Genomic DNA, 12,344 nt, shown 5'->3' with positions numbered 1-12,344 from the left:
TGACTGATCACCGAGTTTATGTAAGAAGCGCTTCAGCATAGCATACCTGGTTTCTGCCTTTTCCTTTAGCCTCATATAGAGCTTCGTCGGCTTTCTCCAGCATTTCTGCCGGGGCAGATTCCGGAAAAGAAGAAACCCCTACAGAAATCGTTATCCTTAGCTGGGACTGGTCAGGGAGTACAAAGATGCTGTCTTGAACCGAGGAACGCAGCTTCTCGGCAACCGTCATGCCCTTATCCGCCGTACACCGCAGAAGCAGAACCGCGAACTCTTCCCCTCCTTTGCGCGCACAATAATCGCGTATACGGATACCGGACTGGAGAATATCAGCGAGTTTGGACAGGACCACATCTCCGGCCGCATGCCCGTATGTATCATTAACAACCTTGAAATGATCGATATCTATTAACAGCAGAGAGAACGGTTCATTCTGGAGCGCGCTTATTTCCGCCGTTTTTTTGAAAATCAGATTAAAGGACCGGGGATTATGGAGTCCCGTAAGAAAATCCCGCTCTGCCGCCTCTTTAAACATTTCTAATGCGTCATGGGATTTCTCCAGGTGGTTAATGAGCAGATAATTAAACAGGCATGCCATGAAACAGATCATGTCAAATAAAAGAATCGTGCCTATGTTAGTCCAGCCTACCAGCGGAAGCAGTATACAGGTGGAGAGTATGACCATACCGCAAGCTGCAGCCAGCCACCGGTAAAATGCGGGGATTTTAAGCGAAAAAGCAAAAACGCCCACCAGAAAAGTAATCACGATATTTACAACACCCAACAGGGTCGCTTCATTAATTTGACCAAGGAAAAAAAGCCGGAACAAAGCAATTAAACTTGTCGAAATCATCCCGGTAACAGGCCCGCCAAGATATGTGGATGCCAGGATTGAGACTTGCCGGAAGTCTATAATGGTGCCATCGCCTAAAGGAAAAGCAAAATACAGCTGAACAATGCCAAACAGTCCAAACCCGATTCCGTATAAAGCATGTAATTGAAGCTTGGAGAACGCCCGCTTTCCTTTTAAGAGGGCCAATATCATATCCCCGAAAAAGATAAACGTAGTAAGCAATGAAAAATTGATGAGCAAATTAACAAGCATAACATACCCCTTACAAAATAAGTGATATCCCCTTTGATTCTATAGGGATAGTTGAAGACACCCCATCAGTATAGCATGTACATTCGTGTAATTCTCTATCAAAATAACCCCCAAAATCGTTTGCATTTTTGTCGAAAGATGGGGTCGTTTTATATAGAAAAAATTCCCTTTAATTGTTAAACTAATTGGAGTCAACTAATACATTAAAGGGGTTTATTATGTCACGTTCAAAAAAAGCTCTCATCATTAGTGCAATTGTTATTTTGTTTGAAATCCTCCTGCTATTATCCTTCCCTTTCCTTGTAGTAATCGCCTTCAATTTCCTTTTCCTTGCCCTCGCCGCCATCCCTGTCTGGTTATTCGGAATGATCTTCCCTCAGAAAGTGATCTGGTGGGGGAATGAGGATCACCGTAACCGGAAGAAGGTTTCAAAGTACGCAGGAATTCAGCTGCTCCTTTGTTTCATTATTGCAATCGTTATTATTCCCAAAACCGAAGATCAGACTTTAAGCGCGGCAGCCCCCTCACCTTCACCAGCTCCTGGGGCCACCACGAAGTCTGTTGCAACAGAGGAACCGGGTGTCTCAAGAAATACACTTGCCTCCATTCCAACACAGAAACCTGTTCCAACTAAGAAACCCGTTACTACAACCAAACCTAAAGCCACCAACAAACCCGTCACCACAACCAAGCCCAAGGCTACCAACAAACCTGTCACCACAACAAAACCCAAGGCCACCAACAAACCTGCGGCCACTAAAGCACCTGTCCAGGATGTATATTACAAGAATTGTGATGCTGTTCGGGCGGCAGGAGCTGACCCCATCCGTGCCGGAGAACCAGGGTACTCGCGCAAACTGGATCGGGATGGTGACGGCGTAGGCTGTGAATAAAAATAGGTGAATACACTCAGCAGCATATCAAAGAGGCCCATGCGCAAACCGCATGGGCCTCTCATATTTCATCCCGCCAATAGATCAGATGAGGTTATTGCCCCATCAATATTTTGGCATATGGCGAGTCAATCGGTATCATAATAACCGGCTCATTCTTCAGCGTGGTCACATAACTCTCCAGCGTACGATAGAAGCTATAGAACTCGGGAGACTTTCCATAGGCCTGGTTATAGATTCTGGCGGCTTCCCCTTCTCCTTCAGCAATGATTTTCTTAGAATCGGCTTCGGCCTGGGCCATCAGCTCTCTTGAGGAGCGGTCGGCCTTGGAGGTTATTTTCTTGGATTCCTCGTCACCTTCGGACAGATAACGCGCGGCAATGGACTGGCGGTCCGATATCATCCGGTTGTACACACTTTGTTTGTTCTCCTCCGGCAGATCCGTACGTTTGATCCGTACGTCAATCACTTCAATCCCGTAATTATCACGGGTTAAGGCGGCAATGACATCATTGGTGATCTCATCGTTAATATTGCCCCGTCCGGTGTCTTCACTGATAATATTCTCATAATTGACTTCCGACAGCTTGCGCCGCACGGAGTTATATACCGCTTCATCAATACGCTGAATCCCGCCGCCTACCGATTGTACGGTTCTAAGGAATTGCGAGGCATTGGTAATTCTCCAGACGGTGTAATTATCAACCACAATCGGCTTCTGGTCCTTCGTCAGAATGCTGGTGGGTGAGCTTTCGTATGTCATCTGATACTTGGGGAGAGCTGAGACATTCTCGATAAAAGGGATTTTCAGCCTCAGTCCAGGCTCCTCAACGGTACGCATCGCTTCACCGAAGCGCAGGACTACCTTGTATTCACCCTCCTTCACTACATACATAGAGCCTGCAAGCAGAATAGCTAGAACAATAGTTGATATCAGTCCGATGATCTGGTTTCTTGTCACTCTGCATCTCCTCCTTGCGGCGTGGCCGAAGCTGCCGGGCTGACCGGAGTGCTGCGCATCAGCTCATTCAGCGGCAGATAATTCACAGTATCGCTATCCGAGTTGGTAATGAAGATTTTGGCGCTAGGTAATATAGTCTCCAGTGTCTCCAGAATCAACCGGCTTTCGGTTACGCTCTTATTGTTGCTATATTCGGCAAATATGGCGTTAAACTGGGCTACATCGCCTTGCGCATTCAGGATACGTGATTTCTTCTCGCCCTCGGCTCTCTCAATCAGCGCCTGCGCTTCACCGCGTGCCTTAGGGATGATATCGTTCTCATATTTCTTGGCGTTGTTAATCTTCGTGTTCTTCTCTTCACGGGCATTGGTAACCTCGCGGAAGGCTTCTTCTACCTGACCGCTCGGCGGCTCAATATCCTGGAATTTGATATCAATGATCTGAATACCGGTGTTGTATTTCTTCTGCAGATCGACGAGCAGCACCCGGACCTTATCCTGAATAACCGTCTTTCCGTCTGTAATGGCATAATCCAGCTTCTCGGAACCAATGACCGCACGGATGGAGGAGCTGGCCGAGTTACGCAGAAATTTGTCCGGGTCATCAATGTTATACAGATAATTGCGGACATTGCTGATCTTCCACTGTACTACAGCATCGGCAGATACGATGTTCTCATCGCCTGTTATCATCATCGCCTCATCTTCAACAGCTACAGCTCCATCTGCCTCCTGGCGGTACCCGATATGTATCCGCTGGGTCAGCTCCGCAGGCACTGTTATCACTTCCTGTATTGGATAAGGCCATTTGAAATGAAGTCCTGCCGAGGACTCGTTGGTGTATTTGCCGAAGGTCAGGATAGCTGCACGTTCCTGCTCCTGCACGGTATAGAATGAAGTTGCGCCAATATAAATCAACACAGCGGCAGCGGCTACCCCTAATCCAATCTTCTTGTACATTCCCGGTTTCAGCTCGGGAAGCTTGCGTCCCGGGATCGGATTATTCCCATCCCCATTCATGAAATTCAAGATGCATCGCTCCTTTTTACGTATTTAAGTCTATATAGAGATACATATACGTAAATAAAACAAAAAAGTCGCAAATTTCGCGACTTTGTTCAATCTTATTGGATTTTACTGCGTTTCTCTTCTTCGCAGTAAGACTAGCGCCGGATATCTGTATGAAGGGTTGCTTTCACAGCAGAAACCAGCCACAGGAATAGCGGAATTCCGATCATATTCACAGGCAGCACATAACGGATCCATACCCCCTTCAGCAGCAGCCCGGCCGGAGGATTCAGAATGATCACCAGCATGGTGAGGATGAACGAGACTGCGGCTACGATCAGGGATATTTTTTTCCAGCTGCCGGTCTTGCCGGTCCACTGGGCCACGCCATAGCTGGTAATGAACATATAGATGGACAGCTTGACGAATATGCAGACCAGCCACACCGCCATCACAAATATATCCATATTCTGAATGAACTCCATCAGATAGACCAGCTTGACCATCTCAAAAAAAGGAAATTGCAGCCGTCCGCTTACAGCCGGACCGAAGGTCATAATGACCCACAATACGCCAAACAGCAGCATTACCGAGGATAAGGCCACTCCCAGCAGCACCGCTTTTCGGGTTCCTTTGCCGGGATGCTCCACAAAGGGAAACAGCATCATGAGCAGAACGGATTCGCCCAGCAGCGAGACCGGTGCCAGGGCTCCTTGCAGGATTGGTCCCGGTCCGGTATCTGCATATACGGGCAGCAGCATCGGCGCATTGAGATTATTGATGGTGAGCGCAAAGGTGAGCGCAAGAATAATCATCAGAATCGGCCCCCACAGCTCACTGACTCTGCCGATGGCTTCAATGCCTCCATGATAGACCGTGTATATAACTACGCCCAGCATCGTTCCGATGACTACCCAGGCAGGTGTTTTATAGAGGACACTCAAGCGTATGAACAAGAATTCATCGCGCAGAATGAGACTGATCACCCAGAACCATTGGAGAATGAACGGAATGACAATCAGCTTGCCGCCCCATTTTCCCAGAATAGTCACACTGTACTCTATCAAGGTCTGCCGGGGATACCGGGAGCTGAGCTTGGACGCAATATAGGTAATGACCAGACCCGCGCCTCCAGCCAGAATGTAGGAAATCCAGGCGTCCTGCTTGGCATAAAGAATCGTTGCTGTCATCGAAATCAGCAGGTTGATCCCGATTTCCAGCATCATAATCATCCAGAACAGCTGCCGGTTGTTGATCTTCATTTCCCTTCACCGCCGTCTCTCGTTGGAAGCAGCGATTGTCCTGTCAGGCCTGTTCCGGTGAGGTTCAGCTTAACGGTAACGTCCATATCAATATCCGGAAAGATCGTGTCCCAATCCGCAGCAAGCTTCTTCCACTGATAAGGATGGCGGTGATGAATCGTATCTCCGAAACCGAAGATATCGCATTTGAAATCCTTCTGCACTTTGGTTAAGACTTTCTTAATCCTCGCTTCAAGGTCTTGATTCATCCGGGCTTCGACCTTTTGCACATTGTCCGGCCTCGAGAGATTCAGCGGTGAATTATTCTCTTCAATGAACCCTTTTCCCTCCAGCAGAATCCGGAATTTGGGCAGAGCTCCGGTCATAACCGGCGTAATTTGACTCTTGAAGGTGTCCACATTAATGCTCACGGTCTTGCCTCTGGTTGCTCCAGAGAGGGCATCCGCTGCCGCTCCCCCCGGCTTGTCAGCATCAATAGAGTTGATAATTGTAGTGAAATTCCGGAAGGCCAGCCGGTTCGTAATCCAGAGTCTGACCCAGAATTCATCATAATTCAGATATCCCGCCAGCTTCAGCTTCTCATTAAAAACAGCCGCCCCGTATAAGCTTAAGGTCGTCTGCGGCGGGCTGTCCTCCGGTGTCTTCTTGTCCGTATTAACTTCCGGAGTTTCAATCGAGAGTGCAGGCATGACGCCGCAACCGGTGCCATTGGCCATGATGAAGAAGTCCAGCAGTGAGCGGCTGATCGGTGCCCCGCTTTTCTCCTGAATCTTCTGCACGGCAATTGCCGGATTGGCTTCAAGCTGATAAGCAATGCTCATCGCCTCCTGCGCAGTCCCGCCCTTGACAACAAAAATATTCGACCGCGGGCGGACCATCGGGCTTCGGCCATACTCGTCCATGATGGAGAAGACCCCCTTCTCCGCCAGCTTCTCCCCGATAAGGATATTCCGCCGGTGTCCCGGAAACAGTACCCGCGAAAGCTTTCTCTGCATATTCTGTTCGGCATCCCTGTTGTTCTTGCCGAAGGCACTTTCGGTCATGAACCCGGATGTGCTGCTCTGTCCTCCGCTTTCCTGACCGCCTGATTTGGATACCAGCGGCAGCACAAGATTGGCCGTAGCCAGATATTCTCCGTTCTCCATCAAGTCCATGCCCCAGCCCAGGACAATCGCCTGGTCGTTCAATTCCTGACGGTCCCAGCAGCCGGTCAGAATCAGGGATAAGGCGAGGAACACAGAGCTTATTTTCCTGAACATATGCCCCCGTCCCTTCCTGCCGGTTATTTGGTGCGTTTGGGGAACCGCTCAGTCTTGCCATTGGCCAGCCATGGCATCAGCCTGCGCATCTTATATTTGGGTGCACGTACAAGCACATCATTCAGATTCTCCATAGACAGCGGCGCATAAGGCGCCATATAAGGTATCCCAAACGGCTTCAGCGTCACCATATGCACCGAAAGCATAATCAGAAACAATACAATTCCATAGAAGCCGAGAATTCCGGCGGCAATGAGCAGAGGAAACCGGAGCATCCGGTAGGCAGCTCCCAGGTTATACAGCGGAAAAGCAAAAGAAGCGATCCCCGTCAGAGACACAATGATTACCATGGGTGTAGATATGATTCCCGCAGCTACTACCGCTTGTCCAATAACAAGGGCTCCGGCAATACTCACCGCAGGCCCTACCTGCTGGGGCAGCCTGATCCCTGCTTCACGCAGACCCTCGAAGATAAACTCCATAATCAGAGCCTCAAACACTGCCGGAAGTGGAACGCCTTCTCTGGCAAAGGCAATACTGACCACGAGCGGTGTAGGCACGACCTGCAGATGGTAAGTGGTCAATGCCACGTAAAGGGAAGGCAATAAAAGTGAAGTATGGACGAAGGTATATCTGATCCAGCGCACAAAGGAGGCATACATAAATCTGTCGGTATAATCATCTACAGCCTGCAGCCCGGACCAATAGGTCATTGGAACGATGAGCACAAACGGCGTGTTGTCCGTAATAATAATAACCTTGCCTTCCAGCAGGCTGGAGACCGCCACATCGGGCCGCTCGGTATTCTGAATCTGCGGAAAAGGCGAGAACACGTTATCCTCAATGTATTCTTCGATATTGCTGGAATGAATGATCCCGTCAATTTGGATTTTTTGCAGACGGGCTCTCACTTCCTTGATCAGGCTCTCCTTGACGATACCCTCCATATAGCCGATTACAATATCCGTTTCCGTGATACTGCCGAGTGTCATACTTTCCAGCTTCAGCTTGGAGGAGCGGATACGCCGCCGGAGGAGGGAGGTATTGGTCCGCAGCGTTTCCATGAATGCATCCCGCGGGCCGCGGACAACCTTCTCCGAAGTAGCCTCCTCAATCGAACGTTTCTCCATCTTGATCAGGCTGGCCACCATCGCAAAAGCGTTGGCCTCTGTGAAAATAACCGTCTCCCCGCGCAGAACGGCCTGGATGACTTCCTTCGTATCATAGACTATGCGGATTTGCAGCGTCGGAATAAAGACCTCTTTCAGCTCTGCCTCTCTGCCTTCATTGACCTTAGTGCTTCTGCGGAAATGCTCCAGCAGCGGCTGCAGCACAAATTCATCCACGGCATGCGTATCGCACATCCCGTCCACATAGATCAGTGTTGCCCGGTTGGTCCCGTCAATGCTGCAATTCCGGTACATAATATCAGAGCAACCCAGAAACTCCAGCTCCATCCGTTCTACGTTGAATGCAAGATCCGGATACAATCTCTCTGGCTCATTATGCTCTTTGGCTGTTTGTTGTTGTTCCATGCGGCATCCATCCCCCTCCAGTTGGTATTTGCTGGAGGGGACGAAATTATGCATAGATCCAGGACATTCACCGTTTAAGCCAGCTCAGTCCCAATCCCCATTTCTCTCGCCTTTTTAACATAATGCACCGCCACAGCGATATCAAAAACAGCCATGCCCATCGGACAGAAAAGGATTGGATCATCGGCGGCGAATGTACTGAGGCTGCGGCGGCAGACGACATCGGCAAGCGTCTGTGTTCCGGAACGGGTCAGCCCCTGTTCCAGGTGAAGCTGCTCGATATCCGTATTCTCCCGGCATACTTCCTCCCAGTCGTCGACGATGATCGCTTTCAGTGAAGCCAGCGCCTCCGGCTTGTAATCACGCAGTGAAACATTCAGCAGCAGCATGCCTTTGGCGGGGGGAATATCAATATACCGCTGATCGGACACTGTACAGGTGATGAGAATATTAGAATACAAGTAGACATCCGCCCACGTCTCTGCCACTTCCATACGCTCCATGTATGGAGATGGAATTCCTGACAAGTCTGCTCCCCGTATATCGTAGATACGGACCCGTTCAATCCGGTCTCCGAACAGAGCCATAACCATCTGACAATGATATTGCCCGATAGGCCCCCAGCCGATAATGCCAAGCTGAATCCGCTCCATTGAACGGCTCTGCAGCACATGGCGGATCATCAGCCCGCTGACAGAAGCCGTTCTGACGATGCTGGGAAGCGGCGAGTTCAGAATAGCTGAGGGCTGGCCCGTACCCTGGTCATTTAATACGATGATACTATGCGCACGCGGGAGACCCGACCTGATATTGTCAGGGAAGCTGGAAATCCATTTGATCCCGGCTGTATTGACATTCCCCCCGGCATAAGCCGGCATGGCAATGATCCGGTTACGGGGATTCTTGTACCTCAGGTAGGGCTTTACCGGCTGCACATAATCACCGGTATGAATGAGGTGCACCGCAGCTTCTGCTGATTCTGCAAGAGCAGCCCAATTCAGGCCCACTGCCCGCAGATCCTGGTCATTTAAGTACAGCAACCTGTCTCCTCCTTATGCGCTCAAGTTAGGAACTCTTCATCTGCTGGCGGCAGCTGTTGTCCGAACTGGCTCTGAACCCAGGAATCCGAGAATACCGTATCGAGATAACGTTCACCCTTATCGTGCAGAATAGCGGCGCAGACAGCTCCGGGAGTGAGCTGCTGCTTCATCTGCCGGATGGCCGCAAGAACTGCCCCGGAGGACGCTCCGGCCAGAATGGATTCCTTCCGCGCAAGCGCCCGGCAGCCCTGAACCATATCGGAATCGTTAACATGCACAATATGGTCAATCAAATCTGTTCTGCAAAAAGGCGGCACAATGCCGGCACCAAGTCCGGGGAACCGCCGTTTCTCCTGATTGCCGCCAAAAATTGCGCTGCCCGCCGCATCAACAGCCACAATCCGGGTCTGCAGCCCGTTGTCCTTCACGTATTCTGCAAGCCCGCGGATCGTCCCGCATGTACTGACAGCACAGAACAGATAATCCACCTGTCCAAGCTCAGTCACGATCTCTTTCATGGTTGTATGATAATGGGACAGATAATTATTGGGGTTCGCATACTGGTTCGGCCAGTAGCTGCCCGGCACCTCCGCGAGCAGCTGCTGCACTAGCTTCAGTCTGGCCGGCAGAAATTCCCCTGTTTCGGGATCGGGACAGGCAACATAATCGATGGTTGCGTCCAGGGCCCTCAGAATCTGAAGATTCATCTCTGTCGTCCTGGAATCCACAACACTGATGAAGCTCATTCCCAGATATTTGCAGATCATAGCCAGGCTGATCGCCATATTTCCCGAACTTGATTCAATGATGACTGTACCCGGCCCGATGAGCCCTTCCTTCCAAGCCTCCCGGATCATCCACAGTGCCGGACGGTCTTTCGCGCTTCCTCCCGGGTTCATCAGCTCCATCTTCGCGTATACGCTGAACCCGCCTCGCGGAAACAGATGGTCCAGCCTGATCAAAGGCGTCTTGCCGATGGCCGACAAGATACCGGTGTCCAGGTTCAGCTCTGCCCTGTCATTGACTCCATCCTTCTGATAATACAGCTTCTTGTTCTTCACCTGTCCGGTCTGGAGCTTCCCGTCCTCTGCTGCCAGAATGACGTCAATATCGTCAAGCAGATGATTGCGGATCATCAGACCGATTTCCGGAATGCATTCCCTGATTTCTTCCCTGATCGCCGGAACTGCGGATGGAACCGCAGATCTGCTCTGGATATACACAGTTAAAGCATTATTGCTGACCTGGACCCGGATCATTGCATCCTGGAGATGACGGTAGACCACCTGTTCAATATCGTAGATACTGATCTTCTCCCCGTGCTTCAGCTCGCGGCCCACCCGTTTGACGATAGATCCGAAGCTCTGCTTCTCCGTCCCGTCTATCTTCACTGTCCTGAAATCCCTTACGACATCATAGGTAACAAAACGGATAGCGGGCAGCAGCCTGCGGACAGCTGAGGTAAGCACCAGGATGCCTTCGCCAACTCCCAGAGGGTCCAGCCCTTCCCCTAATGCCTCAGTTCCGATGACTTCCGCAACAATTCCGTCAGCAAAGATATACCGGCCCAGATCATGCGAATAGTACGCGATTGTGCCGATTTCAATAGACCCGTACGTATCGGTAATGTCCTGCGGCTCAAGGCCGAACAGCCGGGCCATATTCCGCTGCCACTCCACTGTAGCGATCTCACCAACCAGAATGATCTTGCGGATTCCGAGCGAACGCGGATCTTCAGCAGCATATACGATATGGTCCAGAATAGAGGGCATCGTATACAGCAGGTCGGGCTTAAATGCCTGAATCCGCCCGATATGCTGCTCTATCGGCAGCTCGAAGGGGATTGAGCTGTTGACAAGTCCCAGCCGTTCGAAAATGGCCAGCGCCGTATTCGCAGCATGTCCGGTTCCCATATCGGCCAGCGCCCTAGTACATCCGCTTCCTGCAATCAACTCACCGAACAGCTTGGTTTTGATATTGATATAATGGGCGTCATCTTCTTCTGAGTAGACTATAGCCTTACGCCGGCCTGTACTTGTACCCGATGTCCGGTATACGGCGAGCGAAGCATCGGGTGAGCTGCTATAATAATGGGTTTCAAGAATGTCCGAGGTCATCAGGGGAAGGTTCTGCAGACTGTAATTCATAGTCTCACTGCTGCTAATAAGCCCCTTGTACCAGGGAAACTGCCCGATGACTTCAAGTACTTTATCCCGCCAATTGTCCATCAGCATCATGGATGCCTCCTGCTCCGGCTGCATGCCGCAGCCTCTTGGATTCACACCTTCAATAACATATGTAGCAATCTCCCGGTGTGTTCTGCCCATCACGTCTGCCCAATCAAAAGCCCGCTCTCTGCCGTACTATGGCCTATAAGAAGCTACCGGACGGAGGGTTACGATGAAGAAGCAGATCAGCCGGATTTCCAGTAAACTGACGAAGACAAGAGTACTGGCGGAGAAGCCGGAATTAAAGAGGCATATCCCGGACACACGAAGAATGAGCCGGAGTGTTCTGCATGCAATGCTGCAGAAATACCAGATGGTATATATTAAGCCCTGCTGCGGCTCACTTGGCGAGGGGGTTATCCGGGTTGAACAGAGGACACCTGCAAGCCGGGGCAGCTCTGGCGGGAGAGATTCTGTCGTGACGCAAAAATGCACCTACCGCTATCAGGCAGGTACACGGGTGAGCACATTCGCTGATTATGACAAGGCATATCAAGCAATCATGGAGGAGACCGGAGGGAAATCCTATTTAGTACAGAAGGGTATCCGTCTTCTGACATACGGCGGGCGGCCGTTTGATATCCGCGTAATGGTGCAGCGCAATCCTCAGGGAAAGTGGGAAGCTACAGGAGCGGCAGGACGCGTCGCGCATCCGCAGAAGGTGGTTACGAATGGAAGTCAGGGCGGGACCATATATCCGGTCGAGGAACTGCTTGGCGTTCACACCAGCCTGAAGAAGCACAGCGCTCTGATTACGCAAATGAACGAACTTGGCGTGAAGTCTGCCATTCAGTTAAGCTCTGCCTATCCGGCGCTGAATGAAATCGGCGTAGATTTCGCCTTAGACCGGCGGCTTAGCCCATGGATTCTGGAAGTGAATACCGCCCCCGATCCCTGCCCGTTCACCAAACTTAAGGACACCCGTATGCTTGACCAAATGATCAGATACGCCAAAGCCTACGGCCGCACCTATAATCTGAAGTGCATGAAGGCAAAACGCGGGATGAGATGATAGCATGAATCCCGCATTCTGCTCGCCGCCCCTCCGGGCTAAGGC

9 protein-coding genes and 1 pseudogene are annotated in these 12,344 nt (G+C 50.8%); 2 read left to right on the top strand and 8 right to left on the bottom strand.

Going from position 1 to position 12,344, the window contains the following annotated elements:
• Positions 1-16: 16 nt before the first annotated feature.
• The gene (locus NSU01_RS13085; RefSeq protein WP_179093584.1) at positions 17-1,036 is read right to left on the bottom strand and encodes a diguanylate cyclase; all 1,020 of its coding nucleotides are present in this window, start codon (positions 1,034-1,036) and stop codon (positions 17-19) included.
• Between the two features lie 845 nt (positions 1,037-1,881).
• Between NSU01_RS13085 and NSU01_RS13080 the strand changes: the two are divergent.
• Positions 1,882-1,995 (top strand): annotated as a pseudogene (locus NSU01_RS13080) (excalibur calcium-binding domain-containing protein); the annotation flags it as partial.
• Between the two features lie 94 nt (positions 1,996-2,089).
• Here NSU01_RS13080 and NSU01_RS13075 read toward each other — a convergent pair.
• The 7 genes from NSU01_RS13075 to sbnA form a co-directional block, all read right to left on the bottom strand.
• Positions 2,090-2,956, bottom strand: coding sequence for a protease modulator HflC (locus tag NSU01_RS13075; protein ID WP_042135968.1), 867 nt, complete (start codon positions 2,954-2,956; stop codon positions 2,090-2,092).
• Entirely contained in the window at positions 2,953-3,975 is a 1,023-nt protein-coding gene (hflK, locus tag NSU01_RS13070; protein WP_081970485.1) for an FtsH protease activity modulator HflK, read from the bottom strand. Before hflK ends, NSU01_RS13075 begins: the two co-directional genes overlap by 4 nt.
• A 143-nt stretch (positions 3,976-4,118) precedes the next feature.
• Positions 4,119-5,225 (bottom strand): endospore germination permease, encoded by a 1,107-nt coding sequence (locus tag NSU01_RS13065; protein WP_076246778.1) that lies wholly within the window; start codon positions 5,223-5,225, stop codon positions 4,119-4,121.
• Positions 5,222-6,484 (bottom strand): Ger(x)C family spore germination protein, encoded by a 1,263-nt coding sequence (locus tag NSU01_RS13060; protein WP_076246780.1) that lies wholly within the window; start codon positions 6,482-6,484, stop codon positions 5,222-5,224. The genes NSU01_RS13065 and NSU01_RS13060 overlap by 4 nt, the downstream gene beginning before the upstream one ends.
• Positions 6,485-6,507: 23 nt before the next feature.
• Positions 6,508-8,019: a spore germination protein gene (locus NSU01_RS13055; RefSeq protein WP_179093585.1), complete on the bottom strand. Its 1,512-nt coding sequence runs from the start codon at positions 8,017-8,019 to the stop codon at positions 6,508-6,510.
• Positions 8,020-8,093: 74 nt separating this feature from the next.
• Positions 8,094-9,059: a 2,3-diaminopropionate biosynthesis protein SbnB gene (locus tag NSU01_RS13050; RefSeq protein WP_076246786.1), complete on the bottom strand. Its 966-nt coding sequence runs from the start codon at positions 9,057-9,059 to the stop codon at positions 8,094-8,096.
• Positions 9,060-9,079: 20 nt separating this feature from the next.
• Complete coding sequence (gene sbnA, locus NSU01_RS13045; protein WP_305954221.1) at positions 9,080-11,386, bottom strand: 2,3-diaminopropionate biosynthesis protein SbnA; 2,307 nt, start codon at positions 11,384-11,386, stop codon at positions 9,080-9,082.
• A 73-nt stretch (positions 11,387-11,459) separates the two neighbouring features.
• Between sbnA and NSU01_RS13040 the strand changes: the two genes are divergently transcribed.
• Positions 11,460-12,299: a YheC/YheD family protein gene (locus NSU01_RS13040; RefSeq protein ID WP_042135960.1), complete on the top strand. Its 840-nt coding sequence runs from the start codon at positions 11,460-11,462 to the stop codon at positions 12,297-12,299.
• The last annotated feature ends 45 nt before the right edge of the window (positions 12,300-12,344 follow it).

The organism is Paenibacillus sp. FSL H8-0259 (genome assembly GCF_037963255.1).
In the GTDB taxonomy this organism is placed as follows: Bacteria; Bacillota; Bacilli; order Paenibacillales; family Paenibacillaceae; genus Paenibacillus_AQ; species Paenibacillus_AQ phytohabitans.
This window is presented reverse-complemented; position numbering and strand designations above follow the sequence as displayed.